13 protein-coding genes are annotated in these 18,228 nt (G+C 70.2%); 10 read left to right on the top strand and 3 right to left on the bottom strand.

The genetic code is table 11. From position 1 onward, the window contains the following. Window positions 1-42 precede the first annotated feature (42 nt). Both ACWEFB_RS03285 and ACWEFB_RS03280 read right to left on the bottom strand, forming a co-directional pair. A complete protein-coding gene (locus ACWEFB_RS03285; RefSeq protein ID WP_452281745.1) occupies window positions 43-1,683 on the bottom strand; it encodes an FAD-dependent oxidoreductase in 1,641 nt (546 codons plus the stop codon). After that, complete coding sequence (locus ACWEFB_RS03280; protein ID WP_452282108.1) at window positions 1,680-2,210, bottom strand: DUF5987 family protein; 531 nt, start codon at window positions 2,208-2,210, stop codon at window positions 1,680-1,682. Before ACWEFB_RS03280 ends, ACWEFB_RS03285 begins: the two co-directional genes overlap by 4 nt. 475 nt (window positions 2,211-2,685) lie before the next feature. Between ACWEFB_RS03280 and ACWEFB_RS03275 the strand changes: the two genes are divergently transcribed. From ACWEFB_RS03275 to ACWEFB_RS03235, 9 genes are all read left to right on the top strand, one after another. Further along, on the top strand, window positions 2,686-3,783 hold the full coding sequence (locus ACWEFB_RS03275; RefSeq protein ID WP_452281743.1) for a carboxymuconolactone decarboxylase family protein: 1,098 nt from the start codon (window positions 2,686-2,688) through the stop codon (window positions 3,781-3,783). 132 nt (window positions 3,784-3,915) lie between these two features. Next, window positions 3,916-4,497 (top strand): hypothetical protein, encoded by a 582-nt coding sequence (locus ACWEFB_RS03270; protein ID WP_452281741.1) that lies wholly within the window; start codon window positions 3,916-3,918, stop codon window positions 4,495-4,497. 2 nt (window positions 4,498-4,499) lie between these two features. Next, window positions 4,500-5,084 (top strand): copper resistance CopC family protein, encoded by a 585-nt coding sequence (locus ACWEFB_RS03265; protein WP_452281739.1) that lies wholly within the window; start codon window positions 4,500-4,502, stop codon window positions 5,082-5,084. Window positions 5,085-5,272: 188 nt separating this feature from the next. Further along, window positions 5,273-6,262 (top strand): DUF1702 family protein, encoded by a 990-nt coding sequence (locus ACWEFB_RS03260; protein WP_452281737.1) that lies wholly within the window; start codon window positions 5,273-5,275, stop codon window positions 6,260-6,262. Between the two features lie 182 nt (window positions 6,263-6,444). Then, window positions 6,445-7,419 (top strand): DUF1702 family protein, encoded by a 975-nt coding sequence (locus ACWEFB_RS03255; protein WP_452281735.1) that lies wholly within the window; start codon window positions 6,445-6,447, stop codon window positions 7,417-7,419. 70 nt (window positions 7,420-7,489) lie between these two features. Next, window positions 7,490-13,282 carry an SDR family NAD(P)-dependent oxidoreductase gene (locus ACWEFB_RS03250; RefSeq protein WP_452281733.1) on the top strand — a complete coding sequence of 1,931 codons (5,793 nt, stop codon included), beginning with the start codon at window positions 7,490-7,492 and terminating at the stop codon, window positions 13,280-13,282. A 5-nt stretch (window positions 13,283-13,287) separates the two neighbouring features. Then, window positions 13,288-13,731, top strand: a complete 444-nt coding sequence (locus tag ACWEFB_RS03245) for an acyl-CoA thioesterase (protein WP_326563016.1) — start codon at window positions 13,288-13,290, stop codon at window positions 13,729-13,731. Window positions 13,732-13,754: 23 nt separating this feature from the next. Further along, on the top strand, window positions 13,755-14,270 hold the full coding sequence (locus tag ACWEFB_RS03240) for a flavin reductase family protein (RefSeq protein WP_326560772.1): 516 nt from the start codon (window positions 13,755-13,757) through the stop codon (window positions 14,268-14,270). A gap of 14 nt (window positions 14,271-14,284) precedes the next feature. Next, window positions 14,285-15,643: a cytochrome P450 gene (locus ACWEFB_RS03235; protein ID WP_326560773.1), complete on the top strand. Its 1,359-nt coding sequence runs from the start codon at window positions 14,285-14,287 to the stop codon at window positions 15,641-15,643. 100 nt (window positions 15,644-15,743) lie between these two features. On the opposite strand, the gene ACWEFB_RS03230 is transcribed toward ACWEFB_RS03235, so the two are convergent. Continuing rightward, the gene (locus ACWEFB_RS03230) at window positions 15,744-16,499 is read right to left on the bottom strand and encodes a helix-turn-helix domain-containing protein (RefSeq protein ID WP_452281730.1); all 756 of its coding nucleotides are present in this window, start codon (window positions 16,497-16,499) and stop codon (window positions 15,744-15,746) included. Between the two features lie 707 nt (window positions 16,500-17,206). Between ACWEFB_RS03230 and ACWEFB_RS03225 the strand changes: the two genes are divergently transcribed. Next, the gene (locus tag ACWEFB_RS03225) at window positions 17,207-17,857 is read left to right on the top strand and encodes a MerR family transcriptional regulator (protein ID WP_452281728.1); all 651 of its coding nucleotides are present in this window, start codon (window positions 17,207-17,209) and stop codon (window positions 17,855-17,857) included. Window positions 17,858-18,228 lie beyond the last annotated feature (371 nt).

Here is an 18,228-nt window from a genome sequence, read left to right as displayed (position 1 = left end):
AGGGTGGCACCGGCCCCTGGATCGGGGCCGGTGCCGACGGGATCAGACGAGATCCAGGCTCGGGGCACGGACGGAGGCGCTGCTGGACTCGGGCAGTGCGCCGACGTACGTGACCTGCACCCCGCGTTCCCGGGCGGCCCGGACGATGCCGGGCATGGCCCGCTCGGCCAGGGCGGCGATGGTCAGCGCCGGGTTCACGGTCAGGGCACCGGGCACCGCCGAGCCGTCGGTGACGAAGATGCCGGGGTGGTTGCGCAGCTCGTGCCGGTCGTCGAGCGCGGAGGTCTCCGGGTCGTCACCGATCCGGCAGGACGCCAACGGATGCACCGTGTACGCCCCGACCACCTCGTTCGTCCACGGCATCACCCGCGACAGGCCGTCCTTCTCCAGGATCGCCTTGACCTCCGCGTCGGAGAGGTCCCACCCGCGTCTGGTGTTCGCCGTCGGCCGGTACTGCAACGCGCCCTGGCCGAGCATCTGCTGGGAGATCCGGTTCGCGTTGCCGGTCGGAGGCGGTGGGCCGAACACGCCCTCGTTGTCGTCCTCCGACATGGTGAAGATGGTCAACCAGGACGGCCACTGCCGCATCAGTTCCTTCTTCTCCACCCCGAACCAGCTCGGACCCTCGGCGTCGGGGACCTGGGCGAGGATGGTCCCGAGACCCGGCGGGAAGTAGAGCTGCTCCAGGGAGAACCGGTCGAACTCGGGCAGGTTCCCGTCCAGGTGGTCCCAGGTCGCCACGACCGGCCCACGGCCGATCTGGTTCGCCGCGTACGCGAGCCCGTTCTCCCGGCTCAGGCCGAGCACGTCGCGTGCCTTGTCCTCGTCGATGATGGCGGTGTTGAGGCGTTCGCCGTTGCCGGAGAAGTAACGGCCGACGGCGTGCGGCATGGTGCCGAGGGTCTCCTCGGAGCGTTGCAGGATCACCGGGGTGGCGCCCGCCCCGGCCGCCAGGATGACGATCTTCGCGTCGATGGTGCCGTGCTCGTGGTGCACCCGGTAGTCGAGTTCGTCCACGGTCGAGTAGTGCACCCGGTAGCCGCCGTCGTCGTTGCGGGACAGGTACTGCACCTCGTGCAGCGGGCGGATCTCGGCCCCGTGCGAGATCGCCGCCGGCAGGTAGTTGAGCAGCAGGGACCGCTTCGCGTCGAACTTGCAGCCGGCCATCATCCAGTTGCAGTTGGTGCACATGGAGACGTCGACCGCCGACGGGACCGGGTTCGCCGTACGGCCGGCGTGGTCGCAGGCGGCGGCAAAAAGCCCACCGGCGTACGGCACCTGGTCCCAGCTCGTCTTCGTCACCGGAAGTGCCTCGCTGACCCGGTCGTACCAGGGGTCGAGGGTGTCCCGGTTGATCGCGGCCGGCCACATCCGGCGGCCGATGCTGCCGTGGCGTTCGAAGACGAACCGGGGCGCCCTCGGCATCGTCGCGAAATAGACCACACTGCCGCCGCCGACACAGTTGCCGCCGAGCAGGCTCATTCCGTCGCCGAGGGTGAAGTCGAAGATCCGGGTGAACGACTTGCCGAGTTCGAAGTCCTGGTCGAACTCGTCGGCCGACAACCACGGTCCACGTTCGAGGACCACCACCTTCGCGCCGCCCGCGGCCAGGTGGTACGCGGCGATCGCGCCGCCGAACCCGCTCCCGATCACCAGGACGTCGGTCTGTTCCGTGCTGCTCATGCGGGGCTCCCGGTGGCGGTGGTGTGTGGGTGGAGCTGGGACAGGGCACGGCCGTACGAGAAACGCGGGAACCGCCAGACGCCGTCCGGCTCCGGCCTGGCGTAGCCGATGGCCAGCAGACCGGGGTGCCCCGCGGCGAGGGCGTCGGCGGTGCTCATGTGCGCCGCGCTGTCGAAGGCCATGTTGCTGAACATGGCCAGCCCGACCCAGACGCCCCGCTCCTCGTGCCCGGGCGCGGTCAGTCGCAGCACCAGGGCGGTACGGTCGGCGAACGGCAGCGCGACGAAGGCCGGTACGGACTCGTCGAGGGTGAGGTCGTGCTCGGCGGCGTACTCCTGGGCGTGGCCGTTGAGCATCGCCATGAAGCCTTCGAGCATGTCACCCAGTCCGCTGCCGGGCAGTTCGAGCAGTTCCACCGCTCCGGAGGCGACCGCGCCGCCACCGTCGGCCATCCCGGCGACGGCGCGGTCGTCCGGCGTACGCCGCTCGCCCGGGACGATCGTGTCGGCGTACGCCTCCAACGTCATCGTCTTCCATTGGTCCGTGTCTGCGGTACCGGTTTGCACGGTCTCGCCTCCTGCACTGAATGGTCAGCACACACCGAAACCGGATCGGTTGGATAATTGCTACCGGACCGGCGGGTGAATGCGGAAGGATAGGCATAATGGTGGCCCGGGTATCGCACGGTTAATCGATATCGGCCCGCCACATCTCATGGTCCGATTGGCACCGATGCGGCGCATCTCCTGACGTGCTGGAGGTGCTCGAAAGTGGACATTCGCCGGCTGGCGGCCCTATCCGGCGGAGCCGATTTCTTCCAACGTGCGCAGAACGTACGGCTGGTTGTCCGTCGCCGGGTGTCGCGGCGCCTTCTCGAAACGTGCTCAGTGTGGTCGCAGCCAGGTGCCGGGCCTGTCGGTGTGCCAATACTGGCATCGATGAGCGCGACCGTGTCCCGGTCTCCCGGCGGCCTCGTCGCGCATCGCGGCAGGGGAGGCCGACATGGTCGTCAAGCGAATAGCGGCGTCAGTGATCCAGCGTCAGGTCAAGTACGTCACACCGGTACCGGTGGCCGCCGCCGACGGGCACCTCGCCGAGGTGTACCGCCAGGTGGCCGAGGAGATGGGGCTGGTCGTGCCCCCGGTGCAACTGCACTCGCCGGTGCCCGACCTCGCCTCGGCGTACTGGATGATCATGCGCGAGACGCTGCTCCCGGTCGACATGGTGGGCCGGGAGACCAAGGAGGCGGTGGCGACCGCGGTCGCGGTGGCCAACATCTGCCCCTACTGCGTCGACATGCACAGCCTCGGCATGTACGAGCTGGGCACCGAGCACGACGCGGAGGCCCTGGTCGCCGACAAGGTCGAGGACGTCGCCGACGCGCACACCCGCGCCATGGCGACCTGGGCCCGGATCGCGCACCAGCCCGAGGCCGCGTTCGCGGTCGCGCTGCCGTTCGGACCGGTGGAACGGGCCGAGCTGGTCGGTGTGGTGGTGGCGATGCACTACCTCTCCCGGATGGTGAACGTCTTCCTGTCCAGCTTCCTCATCCCGCCGAGGCTCAACGCCGCCGGGCGGCGGCGGTTCAAGCGCGGGGCGAGCGTCATGTTGCGCAGCACGTTGCGGGCCGACCGCCCGGCCGGACGATCGGTGGACCTGCTCCCGCCGGCCCCGCTGCCCGCCGGAGCGGAGTGGGCGGCCGGGAGCCGGGCCATCGCGGCGGCGGTGGGACGAGCCGACGCAGCGTTCGAGGCGGCCGGAACCCGGGCACTGACCCCGGCCGTACGCGACCTGGTCCGGCGCCGGCTCGGCCGGTGGAACGGCGAGGAGACCGGACTGAGCCGGCGGTGGTGCGAGCGGCTGATCGAGGACCTACCCGAGTCCGAACAGGCGTCGGGGCGGCTGGCCCTGCTGACCGCGTTCGCGTCGTACCAGGTCGACGAGCACGTGATCCGGGAGTTCCGCGCCACGGCACCCGACGACAGCGCGCTACTCGACGTCACCGCCTGGGCGAGTTGGATCACCGCCCGCCACGTCGGCGCCTGGTACGCCCCGGCAGCCCTGGCGGCCGGGCCCACGAAGCCGGTCCCGGGGCGGTGAGCAAGCCGTCCGGGTCATCGAAAAAGAGCAATCCTGAACAACTCCGAGTCCACAGTGCCTGACAACCTGTAACGGTGGCGATCCCTGTCGCCTCGTGCACCGCGACCAACGCCATCCCCCGCTGGAGGAGAAATGACGGCCTACACCGCCCCGGCTGGCGGTTCCGCAACCGGGCTGCTCGACCGCTTGAACGGCGCCCGGCACCGGGTCGCCCTCAACGTGTTCATGCTCATCGTGCTCGCCCACTGGGCCGAGCACCTCACCCAGGCGTTCCAGATCTGGGTCCTCGACCGGCCGGTGAAGCAGTCCCGTGGCGTACTCGGCCAGTGGTTCCCGTGGCTGGTCAGCTCCGAGTGGCTGCACTACGGGTACGCCCTGGTGATGCTCGCCGGGCTGTGGTTCCTGCGCAAGGGTTTCGTCGGACGCGCCCGTACGTGGTGGATGGTGGCGTTCGCCATCCAGTTCTGGCACCACATCGAACACCTGCTGCTGTTCGTCCAGGCCCAGGCCGGCGTGGTCTTCTTCGGCCAGGCGGTGCCGACCAGCATCGCCCAGCTCGTCTTCCCCCGGGTCGAGCTGCACCTGTTCTACAACACCGTGGTCTTCCTGCCCATGGTCGTCGCGATGTACTACCACCTGCGGCCGAGCCCGACCGAGCGGGCCGAGGCGGACTGCAACTGCGCCCCGGAACTCGTCTCCTCGGGCCACCGGTAGTCGTGCTCGACGTGTCAGCGGCCGGCGGGGCGCAACCAGCCTCGCCGGCCCGGCCGCGCCGCTGGCGGAGCCGGCTGGGCGCGGCCCTGGCGGTCTTCGCGGCACTGGCGATCGGCGTACCGGCGGTGGTGGGTGGACCGGAGACCGAACTGACCGGGGTCAGCCCCACCGACGGGACGACCGTACCCGGACCACCGGCGGAGGTGGCCCTGGTCTTCACCGGGCCGGTCGACCCGAGGGAGTTCCACCTCACCGTCGCCGACCGCAACGGGCGTGTGGTGAGCAGCGGTGCCGCACGGCTGGACGGTCAACGGATCGTGGTGCCGCTCGCGCTGGTGCCGGCCGGTGCGTACCGGGTGGCGTACCACGTGGCGCTCCCCGACGGGCAGGAGTTGGACGGGATAACCGACTTCTCCGTCACCGCCGGTTCGGCGGAGCGCTGGACCGCGCCACCGCCCGACCCGGCGCTCGCCGGCGCCCACGCCCACGGTGGCGCCGACCCGCTCAGCGTCGTGCTGACCTGCGTCGCCCTCCTGCTCATCGGCGCCCTGCTCTACCTCCTCCTGAGCCGCCCCCGCCCGAACTGATCCCCACCGGAAGGGCTCCTTCCCGCCGCATCCCGGCGGCCGAAGGGGCCCTTCCTGACGCGCGGACGGGGGGGCGCCGGGTGACGGTCGGTGAACAGGGCACTGGAGGAGACGTGGGGGGCGGGTCGGCCGGTTCACGATGGAACCGCCGCCGCCGGTGGCCCCGCCACTTCAGCGAGGGGGAGATCATGGCTACCGCCCTTGGTTCGCTGCGCAACCTGCTCATGACGCCATCGCTGGCCCAGGTGAGCTTCGAGGGGCGGGGCTTCCCGATCACCCCCACCGACGCCACCCGCCGGCTCGAGGCAATCCCACAGTCGGTGATCTGCGGTTTCGAATGGGGCATCGACGCCCGGAGCCTGTGGGAGGTGCAGAGCCGGGTCGAGTTGGTCGAGCCGGAGCTGCGCGGATTCGCGTACGAGGGCGTGACGATGGCCTTCACCATCCGCGACTCGATGGCCGGTGGACGCGGCCGGCTCGCCGGGGACCTGCTGCGCGGCCCGGGACGCCCGCACATCTTCCTCACGTACATCGGGATCGGATTCGCCATGGCCCGGCTACCGCGACCGCTGTGGAAACGGGTGGTGCCGGACCTGACCGGGGTGCCGTACCACCCGACGATGAGTTGGCTCGCGGTCGACGGGTTCGGGTTCGACCGGGCCTACTTCGACACCGACAAATGGGTAAAGGAACAGAAGCGGCCGACGCCCTATCCGTGGGACGGGTGGCCCGACTACTTCCCCCGCGCCTTCGACCAGGGCGTCGGGCGGGCCCTCTGGTTCATCCACGGTGGACAGGTGGCCGACGTCGCCGCGGCGGTGGAACGGTTCGCCGTGGACCGGCGGGCGGACCTGTGGAGCGGGGTGGGTCTCGCGGCCACCTTCGCCGGTGGTTGCGGACCGGCCGACCTGGCCGTACTGCGCCGGGACGCGGGCGCGTACGCACCCGACCTGGCCCAGGGAGCGGTGTTCGCCGCCAAGGCGCGGGCGTTCTCCGGACACGTGCCGGAGCGGACGGAGGCGGCGATGGGCGCGCTGGCGGACCTGTCCGTCACCGCCGCGTCGGAACTCGCCGACGACGTGGCCGTGGGCGGGCTGCACGCGGACGGTCTGCCGCAGTACGAGGTGTGGCGGGCGAAGGTACGGGAGTCGGTCACGGCTCCCTCGGGGTTGCGCTGAGCGCACGACCGCACCGGCTACCGGACCCGTCCGTTCGCTCGCCGAACGGACGGGTCCGTCATTTCTTCGATCGTGTGGGCATCTGTTGACAATGGCCAGATGGGCAATCACGAGGAAGAAATTCCGGTCGGGCCCTGCGAGGATCGGATTAGCGTGGACGAATAGATGTTGGGGAGCGTTCCATGAGATCTTATCGCGCGTTGCGGCGCCGTATCCTGACGCCGAACGTTTCCGAGACCAAGCTCGAAGTCCGGGGATTCCACGTCAAGAATCCCGAGGCCAAGGAGCTGCTGGAAACGGTAGGCCGGTCATTTCTGACCGGTTACGCGTACGCCGCCGAGGCCGCCACCACAGACGAGGCGGAGGAGCGACTCGAAGGCGTACCGACCCGCTTCCGCGGATTTGCGTACGAGGGTGCCGCGATGGGTTTCGCGGTACGGGAGGGACTGCCGATCGGCGGCCGGGGAATGGTTCGTGACTTCCTCGACGGGCGCGGCCACGACCACATCTACATGGCGTACGTCGGTGTGGGTTGGGCGATGGCCCGGCTGCCGAGGTTCCGTTGGTCCAGCCTGTACGCGCCGGACCCGCTGCTGCGCTGGCTGGTGCTCGACGGGTACGGCTTCCACCAGGCCTACTTCCAGACCGATCGGTACGTCCACCAGGGATTCCAGGAGGAGAACTTCCCCTGGCCCGCCGGACCCCACCGCTGGTACGCGAACCGCGCCATCGACCAGGGGATCGGTCGGGCGCTGTGGTTCGTCGGCGGAACCGAGGCAGAGGTCGTCGCCGGGCTGATCGACCGGTTCCCGGAGCACCGCCGGTCGGATCTGTACAGCGGTGCCGGACTCGCCGCCACGTACGCCGGTGGCGGTGACGACACCGAACTGCGGTGGTTCGCCAAGCACGCCGGGCCGTACCAGCGCCAGGTGGCGCAGGGATCGGCGTTCGCCGCCGGTGCCCGGGTACGGGCCGGACTCGTCGTACCGCACAACGAGATCGCCACCCAGGTTTTCTGCGGGATGACACCGGTCGAGGCCCAGCGGGTCACCGACGAGGCGCTGGTCGACCTGCCGGCCGATGGTGACGTCCCGTCCTGGGAGGTGTGGCGGCGCCGGATCGCCGCCCGGTTCGACTCCCTCGACACCGCCCCCTAACCGTTCCCGCACATCGCCGGTCGCGGACGACGCGCACCAGCGGGCGTCCGCAGGAGAAGAGGTCGTGTCCATGTCCAAAATTGCCATCGTGGGAATGGCGTGCCGGTATCCGGACGCCACCTCACCGAGAGAACTGTGGGAGAACGCGGTCGCCGGTCGACGCGCGTTCCGCCGGCTGCCCGACGTACGGATGCGGCTCGACGACTACTGGGACCCGGATCCGAAGGCGCCGGACCGTTTCTACGCCCGTAACGCCGCGGTCATCGAGGGGTACGAGTTCGACCGGATCGCCTACAAGGTCGCCGGGAGCACGTACCGGTCGACCGACCTCACCCACTGGCTGGCGCTCGACACCGCCGCCCTGGCCCTCGCGGACGCGGGTTTCCCGATGGCCGAGGGGGTGCCGCACGAGCGGACCGGTGTGGTGGTCGGGAACACCCTGACCGGTGAGTTCTCCCGCGCCAACCAGCTCCGGCTGCGGTGGCCGTACGTGCGGCGGATGGTCGCGGCGGCCCTCAAGGAGCAGGAGTGGGACGACGACCAGCTCGGCTCGTTCCTGGACGACTTCGAGGCCACCTTCAAGAGCCCGTTCCCGGAGATCGACGAGGACACCCTCGCCGGTGGCCTGTCGAACACCATCGCCGGGCGGATCTGCAACCACTTCGACCTCAAGGGCGGCGGGTACACCGTGGACGGTGCCTGCTCGTCGTCGCTGCTCTCGGTGGCGACGGCGTGCAAGGCCCTGCTCGACGGGGACCTCGACGTGATGGTGGCCGGCGGGGTCGACCTGTCGATCGACCCGTTCGAGATCATCGGTTTCGCCAAGACCGGGGCGCTCGCCACCGGTGAGATGCGGGTCTACGACCGCAACTCGAACGGCTTCTGGCCCGGCGAGGGCTGCGGCATGGTGGTCCTGATGCGCGAGGACGAGGCCCGCCGGGCCGGTCACCGCGTCTACGCCTCCATCGCGGGCTGGGGCATCTCCTCGGACGGCAAGGGCAGCATCACCCGGCCGGAGATCAACGGTTACCGGCTGGCGTTGCGTCGGGCGTACGAGCGGGCCGGTTTCGGGATCGAGACGGTCAGCATGTTCGAGGGTCACGGGACCGGGACCAAGGTCGGTGACACGAACGAGCTCACCGCGCTCAGCCAGGCCCGGTTGGAGGCCGACCCGCACGCCCGACCGGCGGCACTCAGCTCGGTCAAGGGCATGATCGGACACACCAAGGCCGCGGCCGGGGTCGCCGGCCTGATCAAGGCCGCGATGGCGGTGCACCACGAGGTGATCCCGCCGTCGATCGGGTGCGTCGACCCGCACGAGTTGCTCGACGGGGACGGGGCCGCGCTGCGGGTGCTGCGCAAGGCGGAGTCGTGGGTGGCCGACGCCCCGGTCCGGGCCGGTATCACCGCGATGGGCTTCGGCGGGATCAACACCCACATCGTGCTGGAGAACGACCAGCCCCGCCGACGGGTGCGTTTCGACACCCGTACCCGGGCACTGGCCTCGTCGGCGCAGGACGCCGAACTGCTGCTGGTCGACGCCGGTTCCCCGACCGAGTTGCGGGAACGGGTGCAGCGGCTGATCGACTTCGTCCCGCAGCTCGCGTACGCCCAGCTGGGCGACCTGGCCGCGACCCTGCACCGGGAGCTGCGCGAGCTGCCGTACCGGGCGGCCGTGGTGGTCTCCTCCCCCGAGGAGGCCGAACAGCGGCTGCGCCGGGTGGCCGACGCGCTGGACGCGGGCGAGACCCAGCTCTTCGCCGCCGACGGCGGCATCCTGCTCGGGCACGTACGCGGGCCCGGCCGGATCGGCTACCTCTTCCCCGGCCAGGGGTCGGGGCGCGGCACCAGCGGCGGGGCCCTGCGCCGCAGGTTCGCCGAGGCGGCCGACATGTACCACCAGGCCTCGCTGCCCAGCTCCGGCGACATGGTGGCCACCTCGGTCGCCCAACCCCGGATCGTGACCGGCTCGATGGCCGGGGTACGGGTGCTGTCCACGCTGGGTCTGGAGGCCGTCGTCGCGGTCGGGCACAGCCTGGGCGAGATCTCCGCGTTGCAGTGGGCCGGTGCCCTGGACGAGCAGGCCCTGCTGCGGGTCGCGGCCCTGCGCGGGAAGACCATGGCCGAGAACAGCGCCACCGGTACGATGGCCGGCCTCGCCGCGTCGCCGGCCGTGGCCGCGGACCTGACCGCCGGGTTGCCGGTGGTCATCGCCGGTTACAACGGCCCGCAGCAGACCGTCATCGCCGGCCCGGTGGAGGCGGTCGAGGAGACCTGTGCGCGGGCCCAGGCGGCCGGACTCGTCGCCACCCGGCTGTCGGTGTCGCACGCGTTTCACTCGCCGCTGGTGGCACCGGCGGCGGCGGCCTTCGGTGCGGCGCTGGACGCCGAGGACTTCGGCCCGGTGGAGCGGCGGATCATCTCCACCGTCACCGGTGAGGCGCTGCCCGCCGACACCGACCTGCCGGCGCTGCTGCACCGGCAGATCACCGACCCGGTGCTGTTCAGCCAGGCGATCGCGGTCGCCGCCAAGGAGGTGGACCTGTTCGTCGAGGTCGGACCGGGCCGGGTGCTCAGCGGGCTGGTCGGCACGGCGGAACTGCCCGCGGTCGCGCTCGACACCGACGACGAGTCGATCGGCAACCTCCTGCGGGTGGTCGGTGCGGCGTACGTGGTCGGCGCGAGCCCGGTCGACTCCGCCCTGTTCCACGGCCGGCTGATCCGGCCGTTGCAGGTCGGGACCGAGTTCCGGTTCTTCGCCAGCCCCTGCGAGGCGGCACCGCCGCTGGACCTCGCCACCCGGCAACGGGTGTCGAACGCCCCGGCCGCGGCCACCGAGACGGTGGCCGGGCCGACCGACGAGTCGACCGCCCACCTGATCCGCCGGTTGGCGGCGGAACGGGCCGAACTGCCGCTGGAACTCGTGCACGACTCCAGCCGGCTCCTCGACGACCTGCACCTGAGTTCGATCACGGTGGGACAGGTGGTCAGTCAGGTCGCCACCCAGTTGGGCATGCCGGCGGCACAGACGCCGACCAACCTGGCCACCGCGACCGTACGTGAACTCGCCGACGCCCTGGAGGCGCTGGCCGCGACCGCGCACAGCGGTGACCTGGCCCCCACGCAGGTGGTGGCCGGCGCCGGGGCCTGGGCTCGACCGTGGACCCTGGACCTGGACGAGGTCCCGCTGCCCGGCCCCGCGAACGGTGCCACCGCGAACGGTGGCCAGTGGCAGGTGTACGCCAACACCGACAACCCGATCGCCGAGCCGTTGCGGCACGCGTTGCAGCGGGCGAACCTCGGCTCGGGGGTGCTGGTCTGCCTGCCCGAGGGCTGCACCGAGGAACAGCTCGAGTTCGCGCTGCGCGGTGCACAGGCGGTGCTCGGCGGGACGGCCGGTGACCGGTTCGTCCTGGTCCAGCACGACCGGGGCGCGGCCGGGCTGGCCAAGACCCTGCACCTGGAGGCGCCGAAGGTGCGTACGACGATCGTCCACCTGCCGGTGACGGCGGCGGCGGTCGAACAGGTGGTGGCGGAGGTCGCCGCGACCGGGGACTACGCCGAGGTCCACTACGACGAGGCGGGCGTACGGCGGGTACCGACGCTGCGGGTGATGCCGGTCGAACCGGCCCGTACGGTGGCCGCCCTGGACACCACCGACGTGCTTCTGGTCACCGGTGGCGGCAAGGGCATCACGGCCGAGTGCGCGCTGGCGATGGTGCAGGACAGCGGGGCGAGCCTCGCCGTACTGGGCCGTTCCGACCCGGCCGCGGACAAGGAGTTGGCGGCGAACCTGAAGCGGATGGCCGACCTCGGGGTGAACGTACGCTACGCCCGGGCCGACGTGACCGACCCGGAGCAGGTACGCACCGCCGTCGCCGAACTGGTCGGGGCACTCGGCCCGATCACCGCGCTGCTGCACGGGGCGGGCCGCAACGAGCCGGCCGCGTTGACCGGGCTCGACATGGCGGCGTTCCGCCAGACGTTCGCGCCGAAGCTCGACGGGCTCCGGGTCGTCCTCGACGTGGTACGCCCGGAGCGGCTGCGCCTGCTGGTGACCCTCGGCAGCATCATCGGCCGGGCCGGTCTGCGCGGCGAGGCGCACTACGCCACCGCCAACGAGTGGCTAGCCGACCTGACCCGCGAGGTCGGGCGGGAGCACCCGACGTGCCGCAGCATCTGCCTGGAGTGGTCGGTCTGGTCCGGGGTGGGCATGGGCGAGCGGCTGTCGGTGGTGGAGTCGCTGACCCGCGACGGCATCACCCCGGTCACCCCCGACCAGGGCGTCGCGATCCTCCGGCGGCTGCTGTCGGACCCGGACACCCCCGAGGTGGTGGTGATCAGCGGGCGTACCGAGGGCATCGGGACGGTCCGCTACGACCTGCCGACGCTGCCGCTGCTGCGTTTCGTCGACCGGCCGCTGGTCCGCTACCACGGAGTCGAACTGGTCACCGAGGTCGACCTCAACGGCGGTACCGACCTCTACCTGCCCGACCACCTGCTCGACGGCAACCTGCTGATGCCGGCGGTGTTCGGGATGGAGGCGATGGCGCAGGTGACGGCCGCGTTGACCGGCTGGACCGAGGTGCCGGTGATCGAGGACGCGCAGTTCCTGCGGCCGATCGTGGTGCCGCCGGAGGGCAGCACCCGGATCAGGATCGCCGCGGTGGTCACCGGTACGGACACGGTGGACGTGGCGATCCACAGCGCCGAGACGGCGTTCGCCGCCGAGCACTTCCGGGCCCGGCTGCGTCGCGGTGACGGGGTCGTCCCGGACGGCCCCCCGGACCAGGTCCCGGACGGGCTGCCGGTGGTGCCGCTGGTGCCGGACCGGGACCTGTACGGCGACGTCCTGTTCCAGGGTCCGCGCTTCCAACGGGTACGCCGTTACCACCGCGCCGCCGCCCGGGACGTCGACGCGGATCTGTCCGCCGACGCGTCGGTGGGCTGGTTCGCCGGTTACCTCCCCGGCGAGCTGCTCCTCGGCGACCCCGGCGTACGGGACGCGCTGATGCACGGCAACCAGGTGTGCGTACCGGACGCGACCCTGCTGCCGGCCGGTATCGACCGGATCCACCCCGCCGGTCCCCGGATGTCCGGCACCGAGGAGCTGCGGTACTGCGCCACCGAACGGTCCCGCGACGGCGACAACTACGTGTACGACATCGCGCTGCGCGACCGTACCGGAGCGGTGGTCGAGCGGTGGGAGGGTCTGCGGCTGCGGGCCGTACGCAAGAACGACGCGCGTGGGCCGTGGGCGGCGCCGTTGCTCGGGTCGTACCTGGAACGGGCGGTCGGCGACCTGCTCGGCGCCCGGGTGGCGGTGGCGGTCGAACCCGACCCGACCGGTCCCCCGGACGGCGACGGTGCCGACCTGATCGCCACCCGACGGGCGCACACCGCGCTCGCCGCCGGCCGGGCCTTCGGGCATCCGGTGGAGGTCCGGTACCGCCCGGACGGGCGTCCGGAGGTCGACGGCGACCGTACGGTCTCCAGCGCCCACGGTGCCGGGCTCACCCTCGGCGTCGCCGGTGCCGGCCCGCTGGGCTGCGACGTCGAGCTGGCCGCGCCCCGGCCGGTGTCGGTCTGGCAGAGCCTGCTCGGCCCGCATTTCGAACTGGCCGAACTCATCGCGCAGACGTCCGGGGAGAGCGCGGACACCGCCGGAACCCGGGTCTGGGCGGCGGTGGAGTGCCTGCAGAAGGCGGGCCGGACCAACCAGGCACCGCTGGCACTGCTGCCGTCGGAGCGCGCGGGCTGGACCCTGCTCAGCTCGGGCGAGCTGCGGATCGCCGTGTTCGTCACCACGGTGCGGGACGTTGCCGGACCCGTGGCGTTCGCCATCCTGACCGAAGGGCGTTGAGCGTGATGGAGATGTACTACGAGTACCGGCACACGGTTGGCTTCGAGGAGACCAACATCGTGGGGAACGTGTACTACGTCAACTACCTGCGGTGGCAGGGGCGGTGCCGGGAGATGTTCCTCAAGGACCGGGCCCCGGCGGTGCTGGACGACCTGCGCGACGACCTGAAGCTGTTCACGCTCCGGGTCGACTGCGAGTTCTTCGCCGAGATCACCGCGTTCGACGAGCTGGCGATCAGAATGCGGCTGGTCGAGCTGGCACAGACCCAGGTCCAGTTCGGATTCGACTACGTCCGGCTGGACCCGGGCGCGGGCGAGACCCTGGTCGCCCGCGGCAACCAGCGGGTGGCGTGCATGCGTGGCCCGAACACCCGTACGCTCCCGGCCCGCGTGCCGGAATCCCTGGTCCGAGCGCTCGAGCCGTACGTGCTCGCGGCGCCTCGGGCCTGACCGGACGGCAGTGGAGGACGACTGTGGATGTTCAGGCGAAACCGTCCTCGACGGCCGAGATCCAACTGCTCCGACGTTCCTTCAGCGCGTACGCCACCGGCGTCACGGTGGTGACCGTCGGTGGCGACGCGCCGCACGGCATGACCGCGAACTCGTTCACCACGGTGTCGCTGGACCCACCGCTGGTGCTCGTGTGCGTGGGTCGGCAGGCCATCATGCACGGGCTGCTCGCGGAGACCGGCACGTTCGGCGTTTCCGTCCTGTCCGCACACCAGGAGGCGGTGGCCCGGTACTTCGCCGACAAGCGCCGCCCCCTGGGCGCGGAGCAGTTCGAGGCGGTGGACTGCGTACCGGGTCAGATCACGGGCGCGCCGCTGGTCCGCGGCGCGCTGGCCCATTTCGAGTGCAAGCTGCGGGCAGCTTACGACGGTGGGGACCACACCATCTTCGTCGGCGAACTGCTGTCGCTGGACCGGCATCTGGACGACAAGGCCCTGCTGTTCTACCTGGGCAGGTTCGCTCAGTTCGACTTCGAGTGAGGTGACGTGGCGCCATGACAACTCTGGATCGAGCCCGGCGGGTGCCGCCGGGACCCCCGCGCAGCTCCGCGATGCGGATGCTCGCGGTGATGAACCGGGACCGGTTGGGCATGATGACCGACGCGGCCGCGGCGTACGGCGACGCGGTCCGGCTGCCGGTCGGACCGAAGTCGCTCTACTTCTTCAACCACCCCGACTACGCCAAGCACATCCTCGCCGACAACAGCGCGAACTACCACAAGGGGATCGGTCTGGTGCACGCCCGGCGGGCGCTGGGCGACGGGCTCCTGACCAGCGAGGGTGACCTCTGGCGCAAGCAGCGTTCGGTGATCCAGCCGGCGTTCCAGAGCAAGCGGATCGCCGCCCAGGCCGGGGCGATCGGACTGGAGGCCGCCGCCCTGGTCGAGCGACTGCGGGCGTACGAGGGCCAGGGGCCGGTCGACGTGGTCAAGGAGATGACCGGGCTGACCCTGGGTGTGCTCGGTCGGACCCTGCTCGACGCCGACCTGGGTACGTTCAACACCATCGGGGGCTCCTTCTCGACCGTCCAGGACCAGGCGATGTTCGAGCTGGCGACGCTGAGCGCGGTGCCGACCTGGATCCCGCTGCCGACCCAGCTCCGGTTCCGCCGGGCACGGCGGGACCTGGAACGGATCGTCGACCAGTTGGTCGCCGACCGTCGGGCGAGCACCGGGAACCGCGACGACGTCCTGTCCCGGCTGATCATCTCGGCCGGGCAGGAGTCCGACCCCCGGGTGGGACGGGAGCGGCTGCGCGACGAGCTGGTGACCCTGCTGCTGGCCGGGCACGAGACGACCGCGAGCACGTTGACCTGGAGTCTCTACCTGATCGACCAGCATCCGCAGGTGTGGGAGCGGATGCACGCCGAGGCGGTCGAGGTGCTCGGTGACCGGCCACCGGTCTACGAGGACCTGCGGGGGCTGAAGTACACGGCGATGGTGGTGGAGGAGGTGATGCGGCTCTTCCCGCCGGTGTGGCTGTTGCCGCGCAAGGCGTTGCGGGAGGACAACGTGGGCGGCTACCACGTACCCGCCGGGGCGGACGTGGTGGTGTGCACGTACACCCTGCACCGGCACCCGGACTTCTGGCCGTCGCCGGAGCGGTTCGACCCGGAGCGGTTCGACCCGGCCCGTTCGGGCGACCGGCCCCGGTACGCGTACATCCCGTTCGGTGCCGGTCCCCGGTTCTGCGTCGGCAACCACCTGGGCATGATGGAGGCGGCCTTCGTCCTCGCCATGCTGGCCCGTGAGCTGCGGCTGGTGAAGGCTCCGGAGCACGAGGTGGTGCCGGAGCCGATGCTGTCGCTGCGGATGCGCGACGGGCTGCCGATGACGGTACGCAGCCTGCGCTGAGGCGTACCGGACGTAGTTGTTGCCCGCCGGCGTTCGCGCCGGCGGGCAATTTCCGGCGAGCGCGGCCGGGGCATCGGCCGCGCTCGCCGGTCCCGCGTTGTCAGGCCACCGCGAACGGCTCGTAGGAGCTGTCGCTGCGGACGCCCGCGCGGATCAGGGCATCCTTGCGTACGTCGAACAGGGCCAGCAGGACCGGCGGATCCATCGTCCGCATCGGCTTGAGTTGCAGGTCCACCGACTCGACCACGCTGTCCCGGCACATCTCGATCGGCCCGACGATGCCCACGGACAGGTCGTCGGGGTTCAGCCCGGCGCCGTCGACGGATTCCTCGGTGCCGGCCGGGACCGCGTGCGCCAGCAGGTACCACGCGCCCTTCGGCACCCGCTCCAGCGCGTACTGCCCGGCATGGTCCAGGATCGCGCAGCTCACCGGCCGGCCTTCGGGGATCCGGTCGGGGAACAGGCCGACGAAGGTGACCTGGCGTCCGGTCGTGGGGTGGGGATGGATGATGCCCTTGACCGTGCCGCACGCGACCTCGGGGCCGCTGTCCGGATGGATCTTCGGGGTGAACCCGCCGAGCCTGCGGTAGGTGGTCGGCGACAGTCCCACGCTGCGGGAGAAGCGGGAGCTGAACGTACCGACGCTGGTGTAGCCCACCCGCATGCTGATGTCGGCGACGTTCAGTGAGGTCGACACCAGCAGCTGCTTGGCCCGTTGCAGCCGCAGGGCGGACAGGAACCGTCCGGGCGACAGCCCGGTCGCACGTTGGAACATTCTCGAGAAGTGGAACTTGCTGAACATGGCCACCCGCGCCATGTCGTCGATCGTGAGCGGCTCGCTCAGATTGTCGAGCATCGTAGCGATTACGCGTTCTACAGCTTGTTCGGCGGTATCGTGCATCGCGATTCTCCCCCGGATCTCAGCCGTTGCCCAAGGAGTAGCACTCAGGGACAAAAGCGCCTCTTCATTGATGTCGCTCGATCAATACGGGGTTGCCCCACACTCACCCGTACTGACACTGCATCCCCGAAGCCCCGCTATCGCCGGAAGTACGTGGTCCGCAGAATTGGCCCGGTCCGGTGGCCGCACACATCCCAAGCGATAGTTGTCGATGCTAGACCAAACCGTAACGACCAGCAACGGCTCCGTCACCGAACCGCGTTTGTCCTGGTGGCGCCCCCTAACCCGACTCCCGGGCACGACGCTGGCCTGCGGAAACACGTCCGGTATCGTCCTGACCGGTCCGAACTGAGCAATAATTTGGAGATAAGATGGTGGTGATTCCTGGTATCCATCGACCGACCCCGGTGCGGGCGATGCGTCCGCTTTCGGTGTTGATTGCGTCGGTTCAACAGTTAATTTCACGGAATATCGCCTTGGTTTACCCCACCGCAACGGTCCCCCGACACCGCACCGACGGCCTTCGGACAGTGGCCGAGCGAAGCTTAAGAGACCATGAAATCCCTGGTCAGACACTTATTGGCGAACATCTACAAGGCTTGCGGTACTCGATCATGTGTGGCAGCATGCATTGAGCGGACCCCACAAACCTCTGGAGTTCGATGAGAATTTCGGTACTCAGCAGACAGAGCGGGGTCCCGGTAGCGACGATCAAGTTCTACCTCAGAGAACAACTGCTGCCACCAGGTACACCTACCGCCAGGAACCAGGCCGAGTATGACGAAGAGCACCTTATACGGTTAAAACTAATTCGGGTCCTGACCGGTATAGGAATGATGAGCATCGCCTCGGTCCGCGAGGTACTGGCAGCGATCGACGACAATTGCCTCGCCCCCCAGGCGGTGGCCAAGGTGGTCACCAAGGCCCTCCTCGCGGACTACCCCACCGAGGACTCGGAGCCCGGCGTCATCGAGTCGGCGCTGGGGCGTATCGACCAGCTCGTCCGCACCGTCGGCTGGCGCGTCGAGCCCGAGGCACCCGCGAAATCCACCCTGGCACAGGTTTTCGCGGCGCTTCAGTACCTCGGTTGGGACGACGACAGCGACGCCTTCAGGCTGTACGTCTCCGCCGCCGACGCCCTGGCGAGGCACGAACTGGACCAGTCGCCACAGGAGACCGCCGCCACGGCGGTAGCCCGTACCGTGCTGAACGAGGTGGCCTTTGCCGCCATGCGCCGGATGGCGTACGAGCACTATCTCGCCCTGCGGGTGGCCGGCGGCACGGCACCCGAACAGGCCCCGCAGGCTGACTGAGCGGCCGTTCGCCCCGCCGCGCCGCCGAGACGGATCCCCTTTCGCCGCCGTCTATTCCCGGCGCCGGCAGCCACCCTTCTCCCATATTGCGCAGGTCAGGCGATACGCGGGCCTAGAGCACTTTTTGAGAAGACACCGGGTGGGCACGACGCGAGGATATCGATGGTCGGAAGGTAATTGGTCCGGCGTGACGGAATAGTCAAGGAAGGAAGGACTCGCCGGGCGCCGAGGCCGATCATCCACCTGGTTCCACGGGCCGACCCCGCCGTGGGCCTTCGCGTAACTGGCGGCGAACCGACGAACGGCGTACGGATTCCAAACGCCTCGCCGGACCGACAACTCCGCCAGTAAACAAGCACTCCGCAACCGCA

The organism is Micromonospora sp. NPDC004704 (assembly GCF_053601675.1).
Note: the sequence above shows the minus strand (reverse complement) of the source record. Positions and strands in the feature narration are given on the sequence as shown.

Excerpts from the sequence above, each read along its gene's own strand:
- ACWEFB_RS03230 (WP_452281730.1), bottom strand. The coding sequence starts at position 16,499 with ATGCTCGACAATCTGAGCGAGCCGCTCACGATCGACGACATGGCGCGG.
- ACWEFB_RS03275 (WP_452281743.1), top strand. The coding sequence starts at position 2,686 with ATGGTCGTCAAGCGAATAGCGGCGTCAGTGATCCAGCGTCAGGTCAAG.
- ACWEFB_RS03245 (WP_326563016.1), top strand. The coding sequence starts at position 13,288 with ATGGAGATGTACTACGAGTACCGGCACACGGTTGGCTTCGAGGAGACC.
- ACWEFB_RS03270 (WP_452281741.1), top strand. The coding sequence starts at position 3,916 with ATGACGGCCTACACCGCCCCGGCTGGCGGTTCCGCAACCGGGCTGCTC.
- ACWEFB_RS03235 (WP_326560773.1), top strand. The coding sequence starts at position 14,285 with ATGACAACTCTGGATCGAGCCCGGCGGGTGCCGCCGGGACCCCCGCGC.
- ACWEFB_RS03260 (WP_452281737.1), top strand. The coding sequence starts at position 5,273 with ATGGCTACCGCCCTTGGTTCGCTGCGCAACCTGCTCATGACGCCATCG.
- ACWEFB_RS03285 (WP_452281745.1), bottom strand. The coding sequence starts at position 1,683 with ATGAGCAGCACGGAACAGACCGACGTCCTGGTGATCGGGAGCGGGTTC.
- ACWEFB_RS03250 (WP_452281733.1), top strand. The coding sequence starts at position 7,490 with ATGTCCAAAATTGCCATCGTGGGAATGGCGTGCCGGTATCCGGACGCC.
- ACWEFB_RS03225 (WP_452281728.1), top strand. The coding sequence starts at position 17,207 with ATGAGAATTTCGGTACTCAGCAGACAGAGCGGGGTCCCGGTAGCGACG.
- ACWEFB_RS03280 (WP_452282108.1), bottom strand. The coding sequence starts at position 2,210 with ATGACGTTGGAGGCGTACGCCGACACGATCGTCCCGGGCGAGCGGCGT.
- ACWEFB_RS03255 (WP_452281735.1), top strand. The coding sequence starts at position 6,445 with ATGAGATCTTATCGCGCGTTGCGGCGCCGTATCCTGACGCCGAACGTT.